This is a genomic window from Aeribacillus sp. FSL M8-0235 (genome assembly GCF_038000355.1).
GTDB classification, from domain to species: domain Bacteria; phylum Bacillota; class Bacilli; order Bacillales; family Aeribacillaceae; genus Aeribacillus; species Aeribacillus composti.
This window is the reverse complement of the sequence record NZ_JBBOBW010000001.1, coordinates 3,579,469-3,605,240: the sequence shown is the minus strand read 5'-3', so window position 1 is coordinate 3,605,240 and position 25,772 is coordinate 3,579,469. Positions and strand designations below refer to the sequence as shown.

Annotated in this window: 28 protein-coding genes; 27 read left to right on the top strand and 1 reads right to left on the bottom strand. The window is 41.8% G+C overall.

Going from position 1 to position 25,772, the window contains the following annotated elements:
* Window positions 1-10 precede the first annotated feature (10 nt).
* The 5 genes from glpX (at window position 11) to NSQ71_RS17490 (ending at window position 4,088) form a co-directional block, all read left to right on the top strand.
* Window positions 11-976: a class II fructose-bisphosphatase gene (glpX, locus tag NSQ71_RS17510; RefSeq protein WP_094244720.1), complete on the top strand. Its 966-nt coding sequence runs from the start codon at window positions 11-13 to the stop codon at window positions 974-976.
* Between the two features lie 271 nt (window positions 977-1,247).
* Window positions 1,248-2,525: a transcription termination factor Rho gene (rho, locus tag NSQ71_RS17505; RefSeq protein ID WP_063389036.1), complete on the top strand. Its 1,278-nt coding sequence runs from the start codon at window positions 1,248-1,250 to the stop codon at window positions 2,523-2,525.
* Between the two features lie 138 nt (window positions 2,526-2,663).
* Window positions 2,664-2,864: a 50S ribosomal protein L31 gene (rpmE, locus tag NSQ71_RS17500; RefSeq protein ID WP_063389035.1), complete on the top strand. Its 201-nt coding sequence runs from the start codon at window positions 2,664-2,666 to the stop codon at window positions 2,862-2,864.
* Window positions 2,865-2,949: 85 nt separating this feature from the next.
* Window positions 2,950-3,522, top strand: coding sequence for a thymidine kinase (locus NSQ71_RS17495; protein WP_340734335.1), 573 nt, complete (start codon window positions 2,950-2,952; stop codon window positions 3,520-3,522).
* A 134-nt stretch (window positions 3,523-3,656) separates the two neighbouring features.
* A complete protein-coding gene (locus NSQ71_RS17490; RefSeq protein ID WP_066251326.1) occupies window positions 3,657-4,088 on the top strand; it encodes a hypothetical protein in 432 nt (143 codons plus the stop codon).
* Between the two features lie 88 nt (window positions 4,089-4,176).
* Here NSQ71_RS17490 and NSQ71_RS17485 read toward each other — a convergent pair whose 3' ends face one another.
* A complete protein-coding gene (locus NSQ71_RS17485) occupies window positions 4,177-4,671 on the bottom strand; it encodes a MerR family transcriptional regulator (protein WP_327856152.1) in 495 nt (164 codons plus the stop codon).
* A gap of 562 nt (window positions 4,672-5,233) precedes the next feature.
* Between NSQ71_RS17485 and prfA the strand changes: the two genes are divergently transcribed.
* From prfA to atpG, 22 genes are all read left to right on the top strand, one after another.
* A complete protein-coding gene (gene prfA, locus NSQ71_RS17480) occupies window positions 5,234-6,304 on the top strand; it encodes a peptide chain release factor 1 (RefSeq protein ID WP_063389031.1) in 1,071 nt (356 codons plus the stop codon).
* A 3-nt stretch (window positions 6,305-6,307) separates the two neighbouring features.
* Window positions 6,308-7,168 (top strand): peptide chain release factor N(5)-glutamine methyltransferase, encoded by an 861-nt coding sequence (gene prmC / locus NSQ71_RS17475; protein ID WP_340734333.1) that lies wholly within the window; start codon window positions 6,308-6,310, stop codon window positions 7,166-7,168.
* 114 nt (window positions 7,169-7,282) lie between these two features.
* Complete coding sequence (gene spoIIR, locus NSQ71_RS17470) at window positions 7,283-7,927, top strand: stage II sporulation protein R (protein WP_063389029.1); 645 nt, start codon at window positions 7,283-7,285, stop codon at window positions 7,925-7,927.
* A 64-nt stretch (window positions 7,928-7,991) separates the two neighbouring features.
* A complete protein-coding gene (locus NSQ71_RS17465) occupies window positions 7,992-8,423 on the top strand; it encodes a GNAT family N-acetyltransferase (RefSeq protein WP_340734331.1) in 432 nt (143 codons plus the stop codon).
* A gap of 174 nt (window positions 8,424-8,597) precedes the next feature.
* On the top strand, window positions 8,598-9,641 hold the full coding sequence (locus tag NSQ71_RS17460; protein WP_339198010.1) for an L-threonylcarbamoyladenylate synthase: 1,044 nt from the start codon (window positions 8,598-8,600) through the stop codon (window positions 9,639-9,641).
* Window positions 9,642-9,903: 262 nt separating this feature from the next.
* On the top strand, window positions 9,904-10,449 hold the full coding sequence (locus NSQ71_RS17455; RefSeq protein WP_063389026.1) for a manganese efflux pump MntP: 546 nt from the start codon (window positions 9,904-9,906) through the stop codon (window positions 10,447-10,449).
* Window positions 10,450-10,659: 210 nt separating this feature from the next.
* Window positions 10,660-12,033 (top strand): IS1380-like element ISGsp2 family transposase, encoded by a 1,374-nt coding sequence (locus NSQ71_RS17450; RefSeq protein ID WP_339195758.1) that lies wholly within the window; start codon window positions 10,660-10,662, stop codon window positions 12,031-12,033.
* Between the two features lie 313 nt (window positions 12,034-12,346).
* Window positions 12,347-12,799, top strand: a complete 453-nt coding sequence (locus NSQ71_RS17445; protein WP_327848500.1) for a low molecular weight protein arginine phosphatase — start codon at window positions 12,347-12,349, stop codon at window positions 12,797-12,799.
* 16 nt (window positions 12,800-12,815) lie between these two features.
* Entirely contained in the window at window positions 12,816-14,111 is a 1,296-nt protein-coding gene (locus NSQ71_RS17440) for a methyl-accepting chemotaxis protein (RefSeq protein WP_066251307.1), read from the top strand.
* A 16-nt stretch (window positions 14,112-14,127) separates the two neighbouring features.
* Window positions 14,128-14,574, top strand: a complete 447-nt coding sequence (rpiB, locus tag NSQ71_RS17435; RefSeq protein WP_063389024.1) for a ribose 5-phosphate isomerase B — start codon at window positions 14,128-14,130, stop codon at window positions 14,572-14,574.
* A 12-nt stretch (window positions 14,575-14,586) separates the two neighbouring features.
* A complete protein-coding gene (locus tag NSQ71_RS17430; protein ID WP_063389023.1) occupies window positions 14,587-15,135 on the top strand; it encodes a TIGR01440 family protein in 549 nt (182 codons plus the stop codon).
* 503 nt (window positions 15,136-15,638) lie between these two features.
* Window positions 15,639-16,880, top strand: coding sequence for a serine hydroxymethyltransferase (glyA, locus tag NSQ71_RS17425; protein ID WP_340734330.1), 1,242 nt, complete (start codon window positions 15,639-15,641; stop codon window positions 16,878-16,880).
* 189 nt (window positions 16,881-17,069) lie between these two features.
* Window positions 17,070-17,699 (top strand): uracil phosphoribosyltransferase, encoded by a 630-nt coding sequence (upp, locus tag NSQ71_RS17420; protein WP_063389021.1) that lies wholly within the window; start codon window positions 17,070-17,072, stop codon window positions 17,697-17,699.
* 276 nt (window positions 17,700-17,975) lie between these two features.
* Window positions 17,976-20,222, top strand: a complete 2,247-nt coding sequence (locus tag NSQ71_RS17415; RefSeq protein ID WP_340734329.1) for a S8 family serine peptidase — start codon at window positions 17,976-17,978, stop codon at window positions 20,220-20,222.
* A gap of 183 nt (window positions 20,223-20,405) precedes the next feature.
* On the top strand, window positions 20,406-20,633 hold the full coding sequence (locus NSQ71_RS17410; protein WP_340734328.1) for an AtpZ/AtpI family protein: 228 nt from the start codon (window positions 20,406-20,408) through the stop codon (window positions 20,631-20,633).
* Between the two features lie 2 nt (window positions 20,634-20,635).
* On the top strand, window positions 20,636-21,019 hold the full coding sequence (locus tag NSQ71_RS17405; protein WP_063389019.1) for an ATP synthase subunit I: 384 nt from the start codon (window positions 20,636-20,638) through the stop codon (window positions 21,017-21,019).
* Window positions 21,020-21,025: 6 nt separating this feature from the next.
* On the top strand, window positions 21,026-21,736 hold the full coding sequence (atpB, locus tag NSQ71_RS17400; RefSeq protein ID WP_066251301.1) for a F0F1 ATP synthase subunit A: 711 nt from the start codon (window positions 21,026-21,028) through the stop codon (window positions 21,734-21,736).
* 69 nt (window positions 21,737-21,805) lie between these two features.
* Window positions 21,806-22,018, top strand: coding sequence for a F0F1 ATP synthase subunit C (gene atpE / locus NSQ71_RS17395; protein ID WP_063389017.1), 213 nt, complete (start codon window positions 21,806-21,808; stop codon window positions 22,016-22,018).
* A 281-nt stretch (window positions 22,019-22,299) separates the two neighbouring features.
* The gene (atpF, locus tag NSQ71_RS17390) at window positions 22,300-22,764 is read left to right on the top strand and encodes a F0F1 ATP synthase subunit B (protein WP_082830384.1); all 465 of its coding nucleotides are present in this window, start codon (window positions 22,300-22,302) and stop codon (window positions 22,762-22,764) included.
* The gene (locus tag NSQ71_RS17385) at window positions 22,761-23,300 is read left to right on the top strand and encodes a F0F1 ATP synthase subunit delta (RefSeq protein ID WP_063389015.1); all 540 of its coding nucleotides are present in this window, start codon (window positions 22,761-22,763) and stop codon (window positions 23,298-23,300) included. Before atpF ends, NSQ71_RS17385 begins: the two co-directional genes overlap by 4 nt.
* A 15-nt stretch (window positions 23,301-23,315) precedes the next feature.
* Window positions 23,316-24,824 (top strand): F0F1 ATP synthase subunit alpha, encoded by a 1,509-nt coding sequence (gene atpA, locus NSQ71_RS17380; RefSeq protein ID WP_063389014.1) that lies wholly within the window; start codon window positions 23,316-23,318, stop codon window positions 24,822-24,824.
* A gap of 90 nt (window positions 24,825-24,914) precedes the next feature.
* The gene (gene atpG, locus NSQ71_RS17375; RefSeq protein WP_066251293.1) at window positions 24,915-25,772 is read left to right on the top strand and encodes an ATP synthase F1 subunit gamma; all 858 of its coding nucleotides are present in this window, start codon (window positions 24,915-24,917) and stop codon (window positions 25,770-25,772) included.

Sequence of the window (25,772 nt, the reverse complement as noted above, 5' to 3'; positions counted from 1 at the left end):
GGAACACAAAATGGAAAGAAGTTTATCAATGGAACTTGTACGTGTGACAGAAGCAGCTGCCCTTGCGTCTGCACGTTGGATGGGCCGCGGCAAAAAAGATGAGGCGGATGATGCCGCGACCTCAGCAATGCGAACCGTTCTAGATACGATCCCGATGAAAGGAACAGTCGTGATTGGAGAAGGAGAAATGGACGAGGCTCCGATGCTGTATATTGGGGAGAAGCTTGGCAACGGCTACGGTCCGCGTGTTGATGTCGCCGTAGATCCATTGGAAGGAACCAATATTGTGGCGTCAGGCGGCTGGAACGCACTTGCAGTTATAGCGGTAGCCGACCATGGGAACATGCTCCATGCGCCAGATATGTATATGGACAAAATTGCAGTAGGGCCTGAAGCTGTCGGGTGCATAGATATTGATGCTCCGATCATCGACAATTTAAAAGCTGTTGCAAGGGCGAAAAATAAAGATATCGAAGATGTTGTAGCAACTGTTTTAAATCGAAAAAGACATGAGCATATTATTCAAACCCTTCGAGAAGCGGGTGTTCGCATTAAACTGATCAATGACGGCGATGTCGCTGCGGCAATTAATACCGCCTTTGACCATACGGGCGTTGATATTTTGTTCGGATCTGGAGGGGCTCCTGAAGGAGTGTTGGCAGCAGTTGCTTTAAAATGTTTAGGAGGAGAAATACAAGGAAAGCTGCTGCCGCAAAATGACCAAGAGCTGGAACGATGTAAAAAAATGGGGATTGATGTCAACAAAACTCTTCGAATGGAAGACTTAGTAAAAGGCGATGATGCGATTTTTGCTGCAACAGGTGTAACGGATGGCGAGCTGTTAAAAGGTGTGCAATTCAAAAGCTCTATTGCAACGACTCATTCTGTTGTGATGCGTGCGAAATCCGGAACAGTTCGCTTTATCGATGGCCGCCATTCTTTGAATAAAAAACCGAATTTAGTTATTCGATCTTAGTGAGAGGAGACGAATAGATCTCCTCTGCTTTTTAAAAATATACCCTTCAAAATACTTTCCGCTGTTTTTTAGCTTGAAATGTATTGCGAAAAGTAAAAAAATAAGGTAAAAATAAAGAGGTTGTTATAAAAAGATTTCTGCTTTTAAGCTTCCTACCTTCCTGCCTCCTTCTCAATCCATTTGCCCTTACGTTTTCAAACAACAAATTTTAATGGATGGAAGAACGAAACGTGAAACATTTTGAATATGGTAAGAAAAGCGTGGTGTAAGTATGAGCGAGATTTCCATTTCAACTCTTGAAAATATGAAATTAAAAGAGTTGTATGAACTAGCACGGCAATTTAAAATTTCATATTACAGCAAATTAACAAAAAAGGAATTAATTTTTGCAATATTAAAAGCAAATGCGGAGAAAGAAGATTTGCTATTTATGGAAGGCGTCTTAGAAATCATTCCTTCTGAAGGATTTGGTTTTCTTCGTCCAATTAACTATTCTCCCAGCGCAGAGGATATTTATATTTCAGCCTCGCAAATCCGCCGTTTTGATTTAAGAAACGGCGATAAAGTATCTGGAAAAGTCCGCCCGCCAAAAGAAAATGAACGATATTACGGATTGCTGCACGTTGAAGCGGTAAATGGCGACGACCCCGAATCTGCGAAAGAACGCGTCCATTTCCCGGGCCTTACTCCTCTTTATCCAAATAGACAAATGAAATTGGAAACCGAACCTAAAAATTTATCAACAAGAATTATGGATTTAATTACACCAGTCGGCTTTGGGCAGCGCGGTTTAATTGTGGCACCCCCTAAGGCAGGAAAAACAATGCTTTTAAAAGAAATTGCCAATGCCATTACGACGAACCATCCTGAGGCTGAACTTATTGTGCTGCTTATTGATGAACGTCCTGAAGAGGTAACCGATATTGAACGTTCTGTAAAAGGGGATGTCGTAAGCTCAACTTTCGATGAGGTGCCGGAGAATCATATTAAAGTCGCTGAACTCGTTCTTGAACGAGCGATGCGTCTTGTGGAGCATAAACGGGATGTCATTATTTTAATGGACAGCATAACCCGGCTGGCCCGCGCATATAACTTAGTAATTCCGCCAAGCGGCCGGACGCTGTCAGGAGGGATTGACCCTGCCGCATTTCACCGTCCGAAGCGGTTTTTTGGGGCGGCGCGGAACATTGAGGAAGGCGGCAGCTTGACGATATTGGCAACTGCGCTTGTAGATACGGGATCGCGAATGGATGATGTCATTTACGAAGAATTTAAAGGAACGGGAAATATGGAGCTTCATCTTGATCGTTCATTAGCGGAAAGGAGAATATTCCCTGCCATTGATATTCGCCGTTCCGGTACACGAAAAGAAGAATTGTTAATTCCGAAAGAGCATTTAGAAATGTTATGGGCGATTCGAAAATCTATGTCGGATCAGATGGATTTTGCTGAACGCTTCTTAAAGAAAATGCGCCAAACGAAATCAAATGAGGAATTTTTTGAAATGCTAAAAGAAGAATGGAAAACAACTGGCATAAAAAGTTTCTAACTATGTTGCATTTCTTGTAAACCCTTGTTATAATTTTTTCATGTGTGTTTAAGAATGTTGAAGCGTGAAATAATTGCACGTTTCCGAATAGATAAACTCTGTTTCGAAATGATTCAGGGCGTAAAGGAGTTGAAAACTATGAAACCGGGAATTCATCCAAATTATAAAAGAGTACTCGTAAAATGTGCATGCGGAAACGAATTTGAAAGCGGTTCTGTTAAAGATGAGGTGCGCGTTGAAATTTGTTCTGAATGCCATCCGTTCTATACAGGCCGTCAAAAATTTGCAACTGCAGCCGGACGTGTAGACAAATTTAACAAAAAATACGGTCTTAAATAATTATGTAAAACAGGCAGTCTTTTCATTCTGCCTGTTTTTTCACTTATTTGACATGTTTTTATAAAACGGGGAGAGATTTTTAAATATGGCGCAATTGTTTTTTAAATACGGGGCGATGAACAGCGGCAAATCCATCGAAATTTTAAAGGTTGCTCATAACTATCAGGAACAAAACAAATCGGTGCTGATTTTCACGTCTGCCATTGATACTCGTGATGAAGTTGGATATGTATCAAGCAGAATTGGCTTCAGACGAAAAGCGATACCGATCTACGATGATACGAATATTTTCCAAATTGTGAAGGAGTATCAGCCTAAGCCGTACTGTGTGCTAGTGGATGAGGCACAATTTTTAAAGAAAAAGCATGTACTTGAGCTTGCGGATATTGTTGACAAATTGAATATTCCCGCAATGGCGTTTGGATTGAAAAACGATTTTCAAAATGAGCTTTTCGAAGGAAGCAAATATTTGCTGCTTTTTGCGGATAAAATTGAGGAAATGAAAACGATTTGCTGGTTCTGCGAAAGGAAAGCAACAATGAATTTACGGATTGACGACAACGGCAAACCAGTATATTCGGGCGAGCAAATCCAAATCGGAGGAAATGACAAGTACTATCCTGTCTGCCGAAAGTGCCACGCGAATCCGCCGTTATGAATCATTGCTTATTTGCATTAGATGGGAAGAAACGTTGTCGGCAAGGTGTGATGAAGAGAATCTTACGATAAGGAAATATTTTCATTTAAAAGAGCTGATCCTTTTGGGCACCTTAAGAACAGGAGGTGCTTTTTATGCGAATATTGATACCATTCATTTTGGCGGCAATATATTTACTGTCAGGGTGTGGAACGGCGGATAAAATATCAGATAATCGCTCATTAAATCTCGATCATAATGGATCCAACCTGATGACGAGGGACGTTAAGCCTGAAAATACAGGAGATGTGGTCGACCAGCAAACACAAAATCCAAACATAAATATTGCGAACAGCCCCTTGACGATCAGGGAGGCAAAAGAACAAATCGTCCGTACACTGGAAACTGAAAAAGGTTTAGAGCTCGATTCTTTTTGGACAAATGGGGACGATGCTTGGGCGGTTATTTATACATCACAAAAATTGACGGAACAACAACGCGAAAACCGGCAAAAGGAGCTGTATGACAAGTTGCAGCGCGCACTGCCCCGATACAACTTGCATGTTCAGTTAATCAATAAAAAATAAAACTCGTTCACCGATTGAGCGAGTTTTATAAAGAACTTATAAATCGAAAATTGATTTCGTGTATCGAGTGTGTGTCATGAAGATGGGCTTATAAACCGAAAATGGAGCTGAGCAGCGTTTTATATACTGCCTTCTTTTTTCGGGGTTTATCAATCGAAGACATTTGAAGTTCAGGCATACTTTTTTTGCTTTCAAGCTCTTTTATTTTTCTTTCGAGCGTCTCGATCCTTCCTGTCAGCTCTTCAATTTCCTTTCTTTGCACTAAAAGCTGATATGACACGACATCGTCAGCTTTTGAATAGATCATTTGCTCCAGATCCGCTATTTTTTTCAACAATTCGTTCGAAACCGTTCCACCAGCATTTTTAGCCGATTCTTTTCTTTTCGCTTTTACTATTACTTGTTGCATTGGAACTCCTTGTTTTATTTGATTGTGAACTTCTTTGAGCAAGGTGATATCCTCGTCAGAAAACATATAATGTCCAAGTTCGTTCCGTTCCATTGGAAGATTAAGCTGTTTGATCCAGCGCTGAACTGTTTTCGGAGAAACACCGATTTTTTTGGCAGCATCGGTTGTATTCATCGAACCTCCCCTTTCAAACGATCATAATATACATATTCAGCTTTTTATAGGAGAACCCTTCCTGTTTGACAAAACAAGCGGTCATCCGGCAAAAGTTCTAGAATATCGACAGAGGAGCCGGCAATTATCCGAACGTTTGAAACTGCGAGAGCTTCAAAAAATATATTCTGTTCCATTCGGCCGCTGATTCTATTTCATGGCAGAATCATTCGTCCGCATACATCTGGTTTTGTCTGTCAGCCGACTTGATTTTGTCCTGCACTCTAGATCAAAAACGAAAAATTTTAAAAGGTTGCTAGTTTGGTACAAATGATGGCAGCATATTGGATTGATTAATCGCTTTTTAACAAAACCTTGATGTGATTATAAAAGCCGTCCGAACCTGTAAAATCGACTTTGCAGCATCGCATATCGAAAAAAGCTTTTTTGCTTCCCAATTGTTAAAAACGGTTGTTTTTGACTGGTACAGTTTCCTATACTATAATTTAGAAAGTTACAAACGGTGCACCACATAGGAGTTTCCCTATGAGTGGGCTATGATTAAAAATAGAGGTGAAATTCCGTGTTAGAACGTTTGCAAGCGGTTGAAGACCGATATGAAAAATTGAATGAGCTTTTAATGGATCCGGAGGTTGTCAACGATCCGAAAAAGCTGCGCGAATATTCGAAAGAACAATCTGATCTTCAAGAAACGGTTGAAGTTTACCGTGAATATAAAAAGGTAAGAGAGCAGCTAGAAGATGCAAAAAGCATGCTTGAAGAAAAGCTTGATCCAGAAATGCGGGCAATGGTAAAAGAGGAACTGGCAGAGCTTGAAGCGCGGGAAAGCGAGCTGATTGAGCAATTAAAAATTTTATTGCTTCCAAAAGATCCAAACGATGAAAAGAACGTTATCATGGAGATCCGCGGTGCAGCAGGCGGAGAGGAAGCAGCGCTTTTTGCTGCAGACCTTTACCGCATGTATACTAGGTATGCGGAAGATAAAGGCTGGAAAATAGAAGTGATGGAAGCAAACACGACCGGGACTGGCGGCTATAAAGAGATCATTTTTATGATTACAGGAAAAGGAGCCTATTCCAAATTAAAATTTGAAAACGGTGCCCATCGCGTGCAGCGGGTACCGGAGACGGAATCTGGAGGCAGAATTCATACGTCAACTGCAACAGTCGCCTGTTTGCCGGAAGCGGAAGAGGTAGAAGTAGAAATTAACGAGAAAGATATCCGTGTTGATACATTCGCATCAAGCGGTCCTGGAGGACAAAGCGTTAACACTACGATGTCAGCTGTACGTTTAACACACATTCCAACCGGAATTGTCGTATCCTGCCAGGATGAAAAATCGCAAATAAAAAATAAAGAGAAAGCCATGAAGGTTTTGCGTGCCCGCATTTTAGATAAATACCGCCAAGAAGCGCAAGCGGAATACGATCAAAACCGAAAGCTTGCTGTTGGAACCGGTGATCGATCGGAACGCATTCGTACGTACAACTTCCCGCAAAACAGAGTTACAGACCATCGTATCGGTCTCACATTACAAAAGCTTGATCTCATCCTAGAAGGAAAATTGGATGAAATTATCGATGCCCTCATTTTAGAAGATCAAGCGAAAAAACTGCAATCCCAAGGGGAGTAAACCATGCCGAAAGTTTTCGAAGCCCTCAAATGGGCTTCTTCTTTTTTAAAACAAGCGGGAAGAGATGAGAATGCGGGAGAATTGCTGCTTTTGCATCATATGAAGAAAAGTCGGGCGAGCTTGCTTGCCGATTTAAGAATGGATATTGACAAACAAGTATGGGAAATCTTTCAGCAGGACGTGCAAAAACATGCTCAAGGGATGCCTGTGCAATATATTATCGGCTGCGAACAATTTTACGGCCGCCCTTTTAAGGTGAACGAGCATGTATTGATTCCGAGACCGGAAACGGAAGAGCTAGTTCAAGGCGTGCTGCTCCACTCTGAACGTTTATTTTCTGAAAGGGAGCAAATCGATGTTGTAGATATTGGCACGGGGAGCGGTGCTATTGCCGTCACATTGGCTCTTGAAGATAAAAAAATGCGCGTGTCTGCCACCGATATTTCCGAAAAAGCGCTTGCAGTGGCAAAAGAAAATAGCGAAAAGCTTTGTGCTAATGTGCATTTTTATCAAGGCGATTTGCTGAACCCTATTATAAATGCAAAGCAAAAAGCGGATGTTGTTGTGTCCAATCCGCCGTATATTCCGGATGAAGAAATCATGGAGCTGTCAACGGTTGTAAAGGACTGGGAGCCGACATTAGCGCTTTCAGGAGGAGCGGACGGCCTTTTGTATTATCGAAAAATTGTGGAGCAGCTTCCAGATGTGATCCGCTACCCTGGATTAATCGCATTTGAAATCGGGCACGGACAAGGAAAAGATGTGAAAAGCATGCTAGAGAATAGGTTTCCAAAAGCAGAGGTACAAATTGAATACGATATGAATGGAAAAGAACGGAAAGTATTTGCTGTCCTTTCGTTATAATAAGCTTTTCGAGCCATTCCCTCCTTTTCTAGCAAACTTTAAATCTGAACCAATTTTATGTTTAAGATCTCTCTCTTCTGTCGATAATGACGTACTGAAGGGAGAGGAAAAACGATGAAAAAGAAATTATCTGTTATATATATTTTTTTAATGCTGTTTGGCAGCCTATTAACAGCTTATGAAATGCCGACAGACGCAAAACAAAATGAGACGGTGATCATTCCTGACGAAGCCATTCGTCTGCGAATTTTAGCAAATAGCGATTCTCCGGAAGATCAAGCTTTAAAACGGAATGTTCGGAATGCGGTCAATGAAGCAATTAATCAATGGGTTCAGGATCTAACTTCGATTGAAGAGGCGCGTAAAATCATTCGAGCAAAAATACCAGAAATTAAGGATATCGTCCAAAGCGTTTTAAAACAGGAAAACAGCAGCCAATCCTTTACAGTGGAGTTTAAAAAAATTCAATTTCCGACAAAGCTTTATGGAAATTTCCTTTATCCGGCTGGAAACTATGAAGCCATATTGATCACTCTTGGAGAAGGAAAAGGAGCCAACTGGTGGTGTGTGTTGTTTCCGCCGCTTTGCTTTGTCGACTTTTCAAGCGGTGAAGCTATTCAACAGGATGAAGAAAAGGATAAAGTAAAAGAAGAAAAGAAATTAGAGAAAACAAAAAACTTATTCGCTCCTGAAGAACATGATGAGGAAGTAGAAGTGAAATTTTTCTTAGTAGAATGGTTTACAAATCTGTTTTCATAGGTCTAATTCAGCTTTTGCCTCATACATTGATTACTAGATTTGTCCGAATAAAAGGGGTGAAAGCGTGTATTATTCATTGCGGTTTGCGGAAAGGGAAGACTTAAAAACCATTCAACAATTTGCAGATCAAGCGGGCGTTTCCACGGAAGGCTTCGACAACAGCCATTTTATTATTATGGAGACTGGTCATGGTGAAATAGCGGGATGTCTAGGAATGGAAGTCATCAATCAGGATGGCCTCCTCCGCTCTTGCGTTGTGTCCAGCAATTTGAATCAAGGACATATCATTTCCCTATTAAAATCAGCAGACTTATTAATGGAAAAGTTTCGTTTGAAAAATATATATTTTGCAGTCAACAAAAATTCTGCAGCAGAGTTATTAGAAATATTCGGTTTCAGGAGGATTCAAGCGGATGAATTGCCTTCCCACATGCTTGCGTCAAATCTGATGAATCAGTTGGTATCCGTTCCAAATGTAGAGTTTATGGTAAAATAACGCTATGGATACGTATAAATTATACACAATATCCACAAAATTTATCCACTGCAATCAACAGCTTTATCCACAGTTTGTGGATAAAGCTTGTTCTTGAAAAATAATTGAACAGTTTCACTATTGCTTAGAAAGATTCATAACACTCGTTCATGTATTAGCAAAGGAGTAAACGAAATGAAAACGAAGCATTGGATTGTGGATAATTTAGAGCATGTTACAAAAAATTCTCCACAAATTGTTCAGGCAGCCGAACTATTGAAAAAAAATGAATTGGTTGCCTTTCCAACAGAAACAGTCTATGGACTAGGAGCAAACGCGAAAAGCGATGAAGCAGTAGCAAAAATTTATAGCGCGAAAGGAAGACCGAGCGATAATCCGTTAATTATCCACATTGCTAAAAAAGAACAGTTAACAGAGATTGTGGATAGCTATCCCGATTGGATTGATCCATTAATTGACCGTTTTTGGCCAGGCCCTCTCACCCTTGTTTTGCCAAAAAAAGAAGGTCTGTCGAATCTTGCCACAGCAGGATTATCAACAGTAGCAGTGCGCATGCCGGATCACCCTGCAGCATTAGCATTAATCGAAGCAGCAAATCTGCCGATTGCAGCTCCGAGCGCCAATCTTTCCGGAAAGCCAAGTCCAACTTCTGCTAAACATGTCATGGATGATCTCGAAGGGCGAATCCCGGGAATTGTCGATGCAGGCCCTACTGGACTTGGCGTAGAATCAACAGTACTTGACTGCACCGAGGATATTCCAGTGATCCTGCGTCCAGGTAGTGTTACAAAGCAGCAATTAGAAGAAGTCATCGGTACGGTGCGCATAGATGCTGCGCTGCTGAATCAGGAGGAATTGCCGAAAGCGCCGGGCATGAAATATACACATTATGCACCTGATGCTCCTTTAACGATTGTTGATGGAAGCAAAGAATTTATTGAACAATTAATACAAAAAGAGAAAGAAAAAGAAAAAAAAGTCGGGATGTTGACAACAGAAGAAAATAGTCGTTTTTACAGCGCGGATAAAATTGTTGTCTGCGGAAAAAGAAGCGATTTGCGAACAGTTGCCAGCGCACTGTATGATTCGCTCAGAAAGTTTAATGAAGAACAGCTGGATGTATTATTCAGCGAAGCGTTTCCTGCGGAAGGAGTTGGACAAGCTATTATGAATCGCTTGTTAAAAGCTGCATCCCACCGGATCATAAAAGAACGGTAAACTTTTAATGCCTTGAACAAAAATCGGCGCTCAGGCCGGTTTTTTTGAGTCCAGACTTTCTGATCCTTTGTTTAACAGGCGGAATTGACAGATCAAAAGCAAATATAAAAATGGTAAAGGCTCATCTGCCATCGCACGCATAGGCAGAAACAGATCGCGCAGTTAAATAAACAGAGATCAATGAACCGGGCGCCATTCTTTGTCATAATGTCCCTCTGACGTGCATATCGTTCAATATGCGTGTCCGGGGGAGGTTATCTATATGGCTGCAGAAATAGTAACTTTATTTTTAATGGCATTTGCATTAGGGATGGATGCCTTTTCAGTTAGCCTTGGGATGGGCTTAGTTCGTTTGCGATGGAAGCAAATTTTTGACATCGGTATATATATTGGGATTTTTCATATGATCATGCCGCTTATCGGAATTGTCTTGGGGAAAGTACTATCGGAAAAGTTTGGTTTAGTTGCCATGTATATTGGAGGATGTCTGCTCACTCTTTTAGGAATTCAAATGATTTATTCGTCTTTTAAACGCGATGAATCGCCTTTCATTGCACCGGTCGGCATCGGCCTGTTCCTTTTTGCGCTGAGCGTCAGTTTAGACAGTTTTTCGGTAGGATTAAGTCTAGGTATCTACGGAGCGGAGGTTTTGTTAACCGTCGTAATGTTTGGTTTTATGAGCATGGTGCTCACTTGGAGCGGGTTATTGATCGGCAAACGGGTTCAAGATTGGTTCGGCACATATAGTGAAGCTTTTGGCGGCAGCATTTTGCTTGTATTTGGCTTGAAATTATTATTTTCAATGTAGAAAGCTGTATTGTCTAAACCAATCATTTGAGCACAGTCATTGGACCTGCTTTTTTTGTTAATTTTTTGGTTAAATATGCCTATTATGCAAAAAAATTGTGACTTTTTGTCGATACCTGAATCCGTGACAAAACATCTTTACAATGGTCGCAAACCGTTGATACGATAAGGGAAAACGACGTTGACGATTCTTCATCAAGTAGGTGATGTGATGAAAGATTTCCCGATTCGGTTTGTATTGACAGATGAAGCGATTACCCCAAGTGCTGGGCTTGCTCTCGTTGGCTACTTACTCCATCGAACGAAACTGGATAAACGGGTAAACGCACTTCGGCTTCCAACGGTTCGTCGAGAAGTGCACATTTCCCATAGCGATGTCATTCGCTCGATGATTGGCTTGCTTGCCACAGGAAAAACGGATTTCGATCATATCGAAGCGTATCGTCAGGACGATATCTTTTCGGCATCGATGGGGATTCAGCACGTGCCTTCCTCTCCAACCTTGCGACAACGACTCGATCAGCTCGCTTGTCTTCCGATGACCGAAACGATTCTTTGGGAGGAGTCCATACGTCTGTTGATTCAACGACATGCCACTTTGTCCCCTTGTTGGACCAAAGGAAAGACGACATGGCTTCCCCTTGATATAGATGGTTCCCCATTTGACAACTCCGATACGAAAAAAGAAGGAGTCAGTCGAACGTATAAAGGATTTGACGGTTTTACACCGTTGTTTGCGTATGCAGGGAAGGAAGGGTATCTCGTTCATGCCGAGTTGCGTCCAGGGAAACAACATGTGCAAGACAACATGCCCTCGTTTTTAGTCACCGCTATCCGTCGAGCTCGTCAACTGACTTCATCTCGTCTGCTTGTTCGCATGGATGCAGGAAACGATGCAGAAGCGAATGTGCACGTATGCCTAAAGGAAGACGTGGACTTTGTCATCAAGCGAAACTTACGCCGAGAATCGAAAGCGCTTTGGTTCCAGATCGCTTCGCAAAAGGGCAAACGTGTCGATGATGGACAAAGCGAAGGAGTACAAACCTATGAGCTATGCCTTCCACAGAAGGCAGCGATCGATGGAAACACGTATACGTACGTTCAAGTCACCCAAGTGACGGAACGGACGATGGAACGCAATGGACAGCTGATGCTCGTTCCTGATTATGAAGTGGAAAGCTATTGGGTGCGGCTCAAAGGATACGAGCATGTTCGAATGAGCGATGTGCTCGCGTTGTATCATGACCATGCGACATGCGAACAGTTTCATAGCGAACTGAAGAGCGACTTAGATTTAGAGCGGCTTCCATCTGGGAAGATGAAAACGAATGCGCTCGTGTTGGTCATGGGAGCCTTCGTTTACAATCTTCTTCGTCTGATTGGACAAGATCTATTAAGCGATCCGAGACATCCGTTGCACCACAAAGTGAAACGCCGCCGCATCAAGACGATTATTCAGACGGTGATCACGATGGCAGGGCGACTCGTCCGTCGATCACGACAGATCTGGATGAAACTGACGCGAAGGAGTGGCTATAGCGAGCCCCTACTGAACGTCTATCAGAAATGGAGAGAGGTAAGATAACGAACGAATGTTCGGGAACTGATGTCCAACGTCACTCCCTGGGCTTTTTTGTCTATTTTTTTGGTTCGTATACCTAAAAAAGAGATTTGTTCCATTTTCGGAAATAGAGATGACATAGGTCATAAGCATAAAAGGGGTTTTATGGATTATCAATCCATCAAAATTACAACAAAATCAAAGTCGATTTCAATTCATCACGGATTCAGGTCGATAATAAAAATAAAAAAAAATTCCTCATGGTTTCCATTCTTTCGAACTTTTTGATTATAATGAAGGTAACATCAAAAGGGAGAGATAGAAGGGAGAAAACCTTGTGACAAATATTTTATTCGTTTGCACCGGAAATACATGTCGAAGCCCGATGGCGGAGGCTATTTTTAAGCATTTGCAAAAAAACGGCGGATTTAACGTTCGTTCAGCAGGCGTGTTTGCATTGGATGGGCAGAAAATTTCAGAAAATGCAAAAAAAGTGCTGGAGGAAAAGGGAATACATGTTGAGCACAGTGCTTCAAAACTTACGGAAGAACATATCGATTGGGCAACATATGTATTTACGATGACTAAAGATCATAAAAACATATTATGCCAATTTTTTCCTAAAGCAGCCGAAAAAACATTTACGGTAAGCGAGTTCGTTGTTGGAAAAGATGGGGAGATACGTGATATTACCGATCCGTTTGGCAGTTCCGTGGAAAAGTACAGAAAAACAAGGGAAGAGCTGGAGCAATTGCTTCAAAAGCTTATTTCAAAATTAGAAACAAATTAGCAGGCAGGTGGACTCTGTGAAAAACAAGAATCGATACAAATTCAGCATCCGTTTAAAAATCGTCATCTTTATTACGATTGTTGCTCTTATTACATATTCAACAAGCGGATTTTTCATTTATGTTGTATACGAGTATGTGAAACAATATATTGACCGAACATCTTTTACCATTTTGACGCTGACTCTTGGAATCATATGGTCAGGGATTTTAACAGCTATTGCAGCTGGATTTCTTATTTCTCCGCTAAAGCGGCTTGAAAAGGCTGCTCTTATAGCGGCCGATGGCGATATTTCCGTAAATGTTCCTGACATCAAATCAGATGATGAAATTCGGTCCTTAAGCAGAGCCTTTAATGAAATGCTTTCCAATTTAAGACATATGGTGAAAAACATTGAAATAAATTTTGAGCAAACAAATGAGCAGGTGAAACAAATACATGCTGCAACAGAACAGGCAACAAGACAAGCTGAAAGCATTTCATATACGATTAAGGAAATTTCAACAGGAGCCGACCAATCGGCGGCTGCTATTCAGGAAACAGCAGAAGCGGTGGAAGATACGGTAGAGCTTGCTAGTCAGGTAAAAGAAAAAGCAAAAGTATCCGAAAAAATGGCTAATGAAATGGTTCAATCACTTGACCAAAGCAAAAAGATATTTCAATCTTTAATTAAAGGGATTCAATCGTTGGCCGAAAAAAACGAGCAATCTATTTTGGCGGTACAGCGTCTTGAAGAAAATGCCAAAAAGGTGGAGACTATTGTATCCCTTGTCGGCGATATTGCCGATCAAACAAACCTGCTGGCGCTGAACGCGTCAATTGAAGCGGCAAGAGCAGGTGAACACGGCAGAGGGTTTGCTGTCGTTGCGGAAGAAGTTCGAAAGCTTGCTGACCAAAGCGCCAAAGCTGTTCAAGGAATTTCCGAGCTGATCTCTAACATTCAAAAAGAAGTAAGCAATGTTGTTGAACAGATTGGAGATCAAGTGAAAACAGCTCGACAAGAAGCGCAAAGAGGGAAAGAAACAGAGAAAATTCTTGTCGAGATGTCGAAATCGATTTTGCATGTTGCCGAAGCGGTTAAGGTGATCAGCGAGCTGATGGACGAACAGCAAAAAAGCATTCAACAAACAGGAGCGCAATCCGAAGAAGTGGCAGCGATTGCCGAAGAGACATCTGCTGGTGCACAGGAAGTGGCCTCATCTGTACAAGAACAAGCTGATAATATTTCTAACATTAATCAATTAACGAGAGAGCTTGAAGCAAGCGCTCAGCAGCTAAAGAAAGTAATCGATCGATTTACTTATGAAAAATAAAAAGGAGGAGCATCTAGTGAAAGTCATAATTGCCTCAGATCACGGAGGGGTCAACATACGTGAAGAAATCAAAAAATTGCTTGACGAGATGAATATCGAATACGAAGATATTGGCTGCGACTGTGGGACATCAGTTGATTATCCTGATTACGCATTGCCGGCAGCTGAACGAGTCGCGAAAGGCGAATTTGACCGCGGTATTTTAATTTGCGGAACAGGGATCGGAATGTCAATAGCGGCCAATAAAGTAAAAGGTATTCGCTGCGCCCTTGTACATGATGTGTTTAGCGCAAAAGCAACCCGGGAGCATAACGACAGCAACATGCTTGCAATGGGTGAACGTGTCATCGGGCCGGGACTTGCCCGCGAAATTGTGAAAACGTGGCTAACAACTGAATATGTGGGAGGCAGGCATGCGAATAGAATAGAAAAAATTTCAAAATATGAAGAAACCCATTTATAAGGTGATGATCGAATGCCGGAATTGCAAGAATACCGGGAACAGCTTTTAACAGTGCTGGCCGATTTTAAAGAAAAAGCACCAATTCAAAAAGGGCAGCTGATTGTCATAGGGTGCTCAACGAGCGAAGTAATCGGAGAAAAAATCGGCACTGCCGGAAATACGGATGTTGCCGAAATGATATTTTCTGCATTATCGGAATTTCAAAAAGAAACAGGTGTAGAGCTCGCTTTTCAATGCTGCGAGCATTTGAATCGCGCTCTTGTCGTTGAACGGGAAACAGCAGAAAAGCGCAATTACGAAATCGTTTCTGTCATCCCAATCCCGAAAGCAGGCGGTTCCATGGCAGCGTTTGCTTATGAGCATATGAGGGATCCGGTTGTTGTTGAATTTATTAAGGCAGATGCAGGCATTGACATCGGAGATACACTTATTGGCATGCATTTAAAGCATGTTGCTGTCCCTGTTAGAAGTTCGGTCAAGCAAGTCGGACAAGCCCATGTAAACTTAGCTTTTAGCCGGCCGAAGCTTATCGGCGGTGCGCGGGCAGTTTATACAAAATAAACATTCGAATATTAGCAGTGCGAACTTACGTCATGGTTTGTGCTGCTATTTTTTATAAAAGAAGTGGAGCGGAACGAAAAAAAACATGCACATCATTTCTTTGAAGTATCGGGGCCCCTCCATCTTTAGAAATTGTAAGCAAAAGTCGTATCAAACTTTGATGCGATTTTGTTTAGTGAAAATACAGGTTGCCGATCATTTCCTGCTTGACGACTCTGTGCATTGAGCTAGGTATAGAAGCTCCGTTGGTCGAGTTGTACAAGACATGATTCATTTTACAAACTGATAGTTTAAGTATACAGGCAGAATCGAGGTTTTAAGAAATTCCGAATTAAAAACTATTCATGCCAAAAAAAAGTTTGGGAAGAATACGCTTACATAAAAGAAAAGGGTTGCCAAAGGATGATCAATACGGTTATTCTGATTAATAAGTAGATCGGCATGACGATTTTGTCGCTCGCCTGTGCCGTTCAATCGATGAAAGACTAGAGGGGGAACATTTCATGAAATATATTCAACAACAGGATCCTGAAGTATATGAAGCGATACAGAACGAATTAAAGCGCCAGCGTACGAAAATCGAATTGATTGCGTCAGAAAATTTTGTCAGTGAAGCGGTAATGGAGGCCCAAGGTTCTGTATTAACAAATAAATATGCAGAAGGTTATCCGGGACGTCGCTACTATGGAGGATGCGAATATGTTGACGTTGCGGAAGATTTAGCTCGCGAACGGGCGAAAAAAATTTTTGGAGCTGAGCATGCAAACGTTCAGCCGCATTCCGGTTCTCAAGCCAATATGGCTGTTTACTATGCTGTCTTAAATCATGGGGACACTGTTCTCGGAATGAATTTGTCTCACGGCGGCCATTTAACGCATGGAAGTCCGGTAAACTTCAGCGGAATGCAATTTAATTTTGTTGAATACGGTGTTGATCCTAACACTCATCTTATCGATTATGATGATGTTCGAGCTAAAGCTCTTGAGCATAAACCGAAAATCATTGTTGCTGGTGCCAGCGCTTATCCTCGTGAAATTGATTTTAAAAAGTTTCGGGAAATCGCTGATGAAGTGGGAGCTTACTTAATGGTTGACATGGCTCATATTGCCGGCCTTGTTGCTGCAGGTCTTCATCAAAATCCTGTGCCGTACTCCCATTTTGTAACAACTACGACGCATAAAACACTTCGCGGTCCAAGAGGCGGAATGATTTTATGCAAAGAAGAATTTGCAAAACAAATTGATAAAATCATTTTCCCAGGCATTCAAGGCGGTCCGTTAATGCATGTTATTGCAGCAAAAGCGGTAGCATTGGGAGAAGTTTTACAAGAAGAATTTAAAACATATGCGCAAAACATTATCAACAATGCGAAGCGGCTGGCAGAAAAATTAAAAGAAGAAGGACTGACTTTAGTATCTGGAGGAACAGATAACCATTTGATTTTAGTTGATGTCCGCAACCTGCAATTAACAGGAAAAGTTGCTGAACATGTTTTGGACGAAATCGGCATTACTGTGAATAAAAACGCGATTCCATTCGATCCTGAATCACCTTTTGTTACAAGCGGAATCCGTATTGGAACGGCAGCTGTCACAAGCCGCGGTTTTGGTTTGGAAGAAATGGATGAAATCGGATCGATTATTGCATTTGCATTGAAATTCCATCAAGACGAAGTTAAATTGGAAGAAGCGAGAAAACGGGTGCAAGCTTTAACAGAAAAATTCCCGCTCTACCCAAATTATTGAGGAAATATTGAGTGTTCGAAGCCACATGCTTCGGACGCTCTTTTTTTTATTTTAATTTTCTGCCTCTTAAAACTATTTAAAATGGATTTCATCGTTTGGAATGTTGTCGAAAAAGGTTGGTGAAAATGTTGAAACTCAAAAATTTTTTCTGTAAAATCTATTGAGGCAAAAGAAAAGGAGATGTGAAACTTGGGCAAAGTGTTTGTATTTGATCACCCGTTAATTCAGCATAAGCTATCCTATATTCGCGATAAAAAAACCGGAACAAAAGAATTTCGAGAGCTTGTGGATGAGATTGCTACATTAATGGCGTTTGAGATAACACGAGATCTTCCGCTGGAGGAAGTGGAAGTAGAAACCCCGGTAGGAGTAGCGAAAACAAAAATCTTGTCAGGAAAAAAACTTGGGGTTATTCCCATTTTGCGTGCGGGGCTAGGAATGGTTGACGGCATTTTGAAACTGATTCCTGCCGCAAAAGTCGGCCATATCGGGTTATATCGGGATCCGAAAACATTAAAGCCTGTAGAATACTATGTAAAACTTCCTTCTGATGTGGAAGAGCGGGATTTCATCGTTGTTGACCCAATGCTGGCTACCGGCGGTTCAGCAGTTGAAGCAATAGAGTGTCTAAAAAAACGCGGTGCAAAAAATATCCGTTTCATGTGTCTAGTAGCTGCTCCTGAAGGGGTAAAAGCAATGGAAGAAGCTCATCCAGATGTCGATATTTACATTGCCGCACTTGATGAGAAATTAAACGACCATGGCTATATCGTACCAGGTTTAGGAGATGCAGGAGACCGTTTATTTGGTACAAAATAACAGGAGAGGGCGAAGTGAAGTGCCCTCTCTTTCTTTTTTGTATAGTATGAAAAATTCATTAATATAAGGAGCTGTCCAGAAAGTCAAATCCCCATTTGAAAACACAAAATCATAAACATCGATATATCAACGTTTCTGAAACATTAATAGGCGTCAATAAGCCGTAAAAACGACTTATTAAACAGCTCCATCAATTTCTCACTTTTCCCTTAAAACGACTTTTTTCATGCAATAAACTGATGTTCATAGCGAACAATAAGTGCTGAGGTGATAGAAATGGGAAACCCTTCAGTGCGAATTTGTTTGCTTTTTGTCTTCATTTTCCACGTTTTTGATATAACTGCTTTTGCAAAGACCTTCCCCGAACATCCACAAATCCCTGAAGAGAATGCTGATGAACAAGTCACAATGATCATTGTTTTGTCAGATCAGAACCTTTCAAAAATAAAAGAGTTGATTCAAAAAAAATATCCGGAAATAAACATTTGCTGGGAATATAAAAAAACGTTTACCGGATTTTCCGTAAAAGGGAAAAAAAGAGACCTAGATCAGCTAGTAAAAGAGCCTTACATTGAACATGCAGAGCCTGTAACGACTTTTCAAGCAACGGTTGAAGAAAGTGTTCCTTTTATAGGCGGCATCGATGCACGCGGCTATTTTGACGCGAAGGATGAAAGATTGACGGGAAAAGGAGTGAAAGTAGCTGTTATAGATACGGGGATCGACTACAACCACCGAGATTTACAAAAAAATTATCAAGGCGGATTTGATTTTGTAGATCAAGACAAAGACCCAATGGAAACAGTCGCGAAAGACAATTCGAGGACAATTCACGGCACTCACGTAGCAGGAATTATAGCCGCAAATGGAAAATTGAAAGGGGTTGCTCCGGATGCCTCCATCATTGCCTATAGAGCGCTTGGCCCTCATGGATACGGGACGACAGACCAAGTTATTGCAGCGATTGAAAAATCGATTGAGGATCAGGTAGATATCGTAAATCTTTCCCTTGGCAATGATGTGAACGGCCCGGATTATCCGACAAGCCTGGCGTTAAACCGAGCCGTTGAAGAGGGGATAACTGCAGTTGTATCAAGCGGAAACTCTGGACCTAACATTTGGACCGTCGGTTCGCCTGGCACTGCAAGCAAAGCAATTTCCGTCGGCGCATCGACACCGCCGCTTGACGTAAAGTATTTAACCCTTTCAGGATTTCAAAAGAAAATACCAGCTGAATCTTTGTTCAATTCTGCCCCTTGGACAACAATTAGAGGACGGATAGAATATGCAGGCTTAGGGGAGAAAAAAGACTTTAAACCTTCTGTTAAAGGAAAAATAGCCTTGGTGAAGCGCGGGGAGATCACGTTTGCCGAAAAAGCGAAAAATGCAAAATCAGCCGGAGCCCAAGCGTTGATTATTTGCAACAACATGAAAGGGAGATTTACCGGCAATTTAGAAGAAAAATTGGACTTTCCTGTTGTCTCCATCTCAAAGGAAGATGGCGAATGGCTGCTGAAACAATTGAATGAAAAATCGTTCATCAAAACAACCATTCAGATAGAAAAAGATCGCCTCGCACCCTTTTCATCAAAAGGACCGGTAACAGTCACATGGGAAGTGAAGCCCGATCTTGTCGCGCCTGGTGTAGCAATTGACAGCACAATACCTAAAGGGTATATGGCTCTTCAAGGAACAAGCATGGCTGCTCCGCATATAGCAGGCGCAGCGGCACTGATCAAACAAAAGCATCCAGATTGGTTACCGGAACAAATAAAAGCAGCTATGATGAATACTGCTAAACCGCTTTATAATCAAAATGGAAGGCTGTACAAGGTGTTTGAGCAGGGGGCGGGAAGAATCGATATTTTATCAGCTGTTCAGACAAGAGCTCTCATTTATCCGGCATCTCTATCATTCGGTCAATTTCACAAAAATATCGGCAGGAAAAAGAAAGAGATCACGTTAACTCTTGAAAATCTCTCCGATCAAGAAAAAACGTTTGTTTTTTCGAAACCGCATTATCAAAAAGGGGTTCAATGGCAGCTCCCTCTTTCCGTAAAGGTTCCTGCTAACGGGAAAAGAGAAGTATCCGTCTCGATTGATGTTGCACCGAAATCATTGAGGGAAGGATTGTATGACGGGACTCTTCTTGTGACGGGCGGCAGCCAGACAATCCGCCTTCCATATTTATTCGTTGTTGGCGAACAGAGTTATCCAAAAATCATGGGATTTGAATTTGGTCTTGCCGATCAAGGGAATATGTACCATTATGAACTTTATTTGCCGCAAGGGGCGGATGAATTCGGGATTGCCTTGTATGATCCGGATACTTTAACATTCAAAGGGTTTTTAGACTGGCAAAGAAATATCCCGGGAGGTTTGTTGAAAAGAGATATTTCCGGGCAATTTAAGGACATTCCAAACGGCGTTTACAAAGCGCTCATTTTTGCAAAAAAAGACGGGGAAGAAAGCAGCTATGAAACGACAATCATTTTAGATAAAAAAATATTAAAAAGTCAATAGAAACAGCAAAAATATTTGTGAACAAATTGTGATATTATTAACAAATAGCTCAACTTTTGAAGTGAAACAGATTGACATTGAATGGTGCCTATTGTATGCTAAACGGGGTGGGATGATAAGGTTTTCAACAGCCTTTTGATATAATAAAAAATAAGGTAATTTTATATTGTGAGGACATACCCAATGCGGCAAAAAGAGCACCATCCGCTCCGAGCATACGCTTTAATGACCGCCATTCTTTCCTATTTGGCAGGATCAGTGCTCGTTGGCATTTTTGCAGGAAGATGGCTTGATCGACAGTTGCATACAGAACCCGTTTTTTTGATCATTGGTCTTCTAATTGGACTGGCTGCGGGAATAGTTGCGATGCTGAGATTAGTCCAACATTTTTTTCAGGAGAATGAACGGTAACTATGGATCGTATTGAAAAATTGTTTGTGCGCAGCAAAAAATATTTGCTGTTTTTGCTTGCCATCTATGTGTTAGCATGGGGGTTTACTCCTTATCAAGATATTTTCCTCGGTCTTGCCCTTGGTACAAGCTTTAGCCTCTATAATTTATGGATACTAGTGCGTAAATCAAAGCAAATACAGCAAGCAATTGAAGAAGGCCGTACAGCACGTTCGCTTGGAACGGTTTCAAGGATGGCAGCCGCAGGATTGGCGGTATTAATCGCACTCAAATTCCCTGAACATTTCCATTTAATTAGCGTGGTTATTGGTTTAATGACAATATATATTGTCATTATGATAGATTCTATTCTATACATTTGCGGACAAGCTTGGGAAGAGAGGTGAATTTTGTTGGGTCACGAAGCGCCGATAGTAAAATTATTAGGGCTTGAATTTAATTTGTCCAATATTTTGATGATACTTGTTTCTAGCGCAATTGTATTTATCATCGCCGTATTGTCGACCCGCTCTTTGGCAATGAAGCCAACGGGCATGCAAAACTTTTTGGAATGGGTCATGGATTTTGTGAAAAACATTATTAACAGCACGATGGACTGGCAGACAGGCGGCCGATTCCTTACATTAGGAATGACGCTCATCATGTACATTTTTGTTTCCAATATGCTTGGTCTACCATTCGCTATCGTTGTTGACCATGAACTTTGGTGGAAATCGCCTACGGCTGATCCTACTATAACGCTGACACTGGCCATTTTAGTCGTCGGTTTATCGCATTATTACGGGATTAAATTAAAGGGCTTTTCCGCCTATGGAAGCGACTTTTTCAAGCCACTGCCGTTTTTGTTCCCGCTTAAAATTATTGAAGAGTTTGCAAACACGTTGACGCTTGGTCTTCGTCTTTACGGTAACATCTATGCTGGGGAAATTTTGCTAGGTCTGCTTGTCAGCTTGGCTACTAGCGGAGCATTTGGCTTCCTCGGGGCAATTATTCCGATGATGGCGTGGCAGGCATTCAGTATTTTTGTAGGTGCAATCCAAGCTTTTATCTTTACAATGTTGACAATGGTTTATATGGCGCATAAAGTTAGCCATGACCATTAAAAATAAATGACTTCATCATTATGTTTGTGTAAAAAATTATCTTTAAACAAATAAAGGAGGACTTTATTCATGAATTTATTAGCAGCTGCAATTGCAATTGGTTTAGCGGCACTTGGTGCTGGTATTGGTAACGGACTTATCGTATCTCGTACAGTAGAAGGTATTGCACGTCAACCTGAGGCGCGCGGTATGCTTCAAACAACTATGTTTATCGGGGTTGCGTTGGTTGAGGCGATTCCGATTATCGCGGTTGTTATTGCATTTATGGCTTTTGGTGCATAATTCAAAAATTTCAAAAGAGCCTTGCCCAGATTGGTGTTGGAAAAAGGCTTTTTAGAAGTGCATGCAATCAATTTGCGTGAAGTCCGAATCGAAAGGACAGCAAGTGAAAAAGAGGAAATGGCGAAGTTTTTTAAGCATCTTCGCCATTCCTTTATGTTGTGAATGGTAAAAGAGTCCCAATATAGCCGGTAGTTGGAGAATGGAAGTTTTGAAGGGAGTGAAACGAAGCCGTGTTAACAGTTGAATTTGCCCTCGGAGCTGGAGGCTTCGCAGCAGGAGATATGCTCGTTCAGCTCGTTGTATTTTTAGTTTTGTTAGCATTGCTCAAAAAATATGCTTTTGGTCCGCTTATGGGCATTATGAAACAGAGGGAAGAATTTATTGCAAATGAAATAAACGCTGCGGAAGAAAAGCATGCGGAAGCCAAAAAGCTTGCCGAAGAGCAGCGTGAGCTATTAAAGCAAGCCCGCATCGAAGCACAGGAGCTTGTTGAAAATGCGAAAAAACTCGGCGAACAGCAAAAAGAAGATATCATCCAAGCGGCTCGTGCGGAGGCAGAAAGACTGAAAGAAGCAGCCAAGAAAGAAATCGAACACGAAAAAGAGCAAGCCGTTGCTGAATTGCGTAATCAAGTGGCATCATTATCCGTTCTTATTGCTTCTAAAGTGATTGAAAAAGAATTGAATGAGGCTGAGCAAGAGAAGCTGATCAATGATTATATTAAAGAGGTAGGAGAACAGTTATGATTGGCGGAGTGGCAAAGCGCTATGCGTCAGCTCTTTTTCAAATTGCAAAGGAAAAAAATCAAGTGAAGCAGTTTGAAGAAGAATTGCGGATTGTAAAGCAGGTGTTTATTGAAAATCAAAAATTGCTGCAAATTTTAGAGCATCCGAAGGTGTTGCTCGAAAATAAAAAATCATTGGTCAATGAAGCGTTTTCTTCATTGAGTGCTGAAATTATCAATACTCTTCTTCTGCTTATCGATCGCCATCGCATCCGCTTAGTTCCTGAACTTGTAGATAACTTTGTGGAGCTTGCAAATGAAGAACAGCAAACAGCAGAAGCAACGGTTTACTCCGTCCGTCCGTTGAAGGATGAAGAAAAGCAGGCTCTTTCAGAAGTATTTGCGCAAAAGGTCGGAAAAAAATCGCTTAAGATCACAAACATCATTGATCAGAACTTAATTGGCGGACTGAAACTTCAAATCGGCAATCGTATTTTTGACGGTAGCATCAAGAGTAAGCTCGAACGCATCGGGCGGAATTTAGCGAAAAGTTCGTAGATAGGGGTGAAACTCATGAGCATCAAAGCTGAAGAAATTAGTGCACTGATAAAAAAGCAAATTGAAAACTATCAGTCTGAAATAGAAGTTAGCGATGTCGGCACAGTTATTCAAGTAGGTGACGGGATCGCACGTGCTCATGGCCTCGACAATGTCATGGCCGGTGAGCTTGTCGAATTTTCAAACGGCGTTATGGGATTAGCCCAAAACCTTGAAGAAAATAACGTCGGTATTGTTATTTTAGGCCCTTTTAAAGACATTCGTGAAGGCGATGAAGTGAGAAGAACAGGACGGATTATGGAAGTTCCTGTTGGAGAAGAGCTGATCGGCCGCGTTGTAAATCCGCTTGGACAACCAGTGGACGGGTTAGGCCCGATTGAAACAACAAAAACACGTCCGATTGAAAGCCCTGCCCCAGGCGTCATGGACCGGAAATCTGTTCATGAACCGCTGCAAACGGGTATTAAAGCGATCGACGCTCTTATCCCAATTGGCCGCGGACAACGCGAGCTCATCATCGGTGACCGTCAAACAGGTAAAACACAAATTGCGATCGACACAATCATTAACCAAAAAGAAGAAAACATGATTTGTATTTATGTTGCGATCGGACAAAAAGAATCAACAGTTCGAAATGTTGTTGAAACACTCCGTAAACACGGTGCATTAGATTATACGATCGTTGTAACGGCATCTGCGTCTCAGCCGGCTCCATTGCTGTATTTGGCTCCATACGCTGGTGTATCTATGGGCGAATATTTTATGTACCAAGGAAAACACGTCCTTATCGTATATGATGATCTTTCAAAGCAAGCTGCCGCTTACCGTGAGCTTTCTCTATTACTACGCCGTCCACCTGGACGTGAAGCGTTCCCTGGGGATGTCTTTTACTTGCACTCCCGTCTATTGGAACGTGCAGCAAAACTTAGCGATGCAAAAGGCGGCGGATCTTTGACGGCATTACCATTTGTTGAAACGCAGGCTGGCGACATCTCAGCTTACATTCCTACGAACGTAATTTCCATTACAGACGGACAAATTTTCTTGCAATCTGACCTATTCTTCTCAGGTGTGCGCCCTGCGGTAAACGCCGGATTGTCCGTTTCCCGCGTCGGCGGTGCAGCGCAAATCAAAGCGATGAAAAAAGTTTCGGGTACGCTTCGGTTAGACCTTGCGGCATACAGAGAGCTTGAAGCATTCGCTCAATTCGGTTCAGATCTAGATAAAGCAACTCAGGCGAAGTTAAACCGCGGTATGCGTACAGTTGAAGTATTGAAGCAAGGCATCAACAAGCCGATCCCAGTTGAAAAACAAGTCATGATCCTTTACACCTTAACAAAAGGATTTTTAGATGATATTCCTGTTGAGGATATTCGCCGCTTTGAAGAAGAATTTTATGCTTATTTAGATCAAAATGAAAAAGAGCTTCTTGAAGAAATCCGTTCGACAGGAAATCTGCCTGAAGACGAGAAAATGGAAAAAGCCATCAAAGGATTCAAAAAAACTTTTGCAGTTTCTGAATAAAGAACGATAAGGCTGTGAAAATACGGGGATTCTTTTCACAGCCGTTTTCAAAACATGATCGGCTATTTTTCAAAAAGGTGGTGAGAACCTTTGGCATCGTTGCGCGATATTAAAACACGCATCAATTCGACGAAGAAGACAAGCCAAATTACAAAGGCGATGGAGATGGTTTCAGCTTCGAAGCTGAATCGGGCGGAAACCAGCGCCAAGTCATTTGTGCCTTACATGGAGAAAATTCAAGAAGTTGTGGCAAACATCGCCCTTGGGAGTACGGACGTAAGCCACCCGATGCTTGAAAAGCGTCCGGTCAAAAAGACAGGATACGTTGTCATTACATCAGATCGCGGGCTTGCCGGTGCGTTTAACAGCAACGTGCTGCGCGCCGTTTATCAAACGATTCAAGAACGGCATCGTTCGACGGATGAATACGCCGTGATTGCCATCGGAAAGGTCGGCCGCGATTTTTTCAAAAAACGCGGTATGCCTGTCGTTGAAGAAATTGTCGGATTAGGCGATGATATAAGCTTTTCGGATATTAAAGAAATTGCTTCCAATACAGTCAAGCTGTTCGAGGATGGAAAAGTAGATGAAATTTATATGTTCTACAACCATTATGTCAGCGCCATCCAGCAGGAAGTAACGGAGAAAAAGCTGCTGCCGCTTTCGGACATCGCTGCGAATAAAAAAATGACGTCTTATGAATTCGAACCGTCTCAGGAAGACATTTTGGCAGTGCTTTTGCCGCAATATGCTGAAAGTTTAATTTACGGCGCCTTGCTTGACAGCAAAGCAAGCGAACATGCTGCGAGAATGACGGCAATGAAGAATGCAACAGACAACGCAAAAGAACTGATCAATACGCTGACTCTTTCCTACAACAGAGCTCGTCAGGCAGCGATTACGCAAGAAATTACAGAAATTGTTGGCGGGGCATCAGCGCTTGAATAG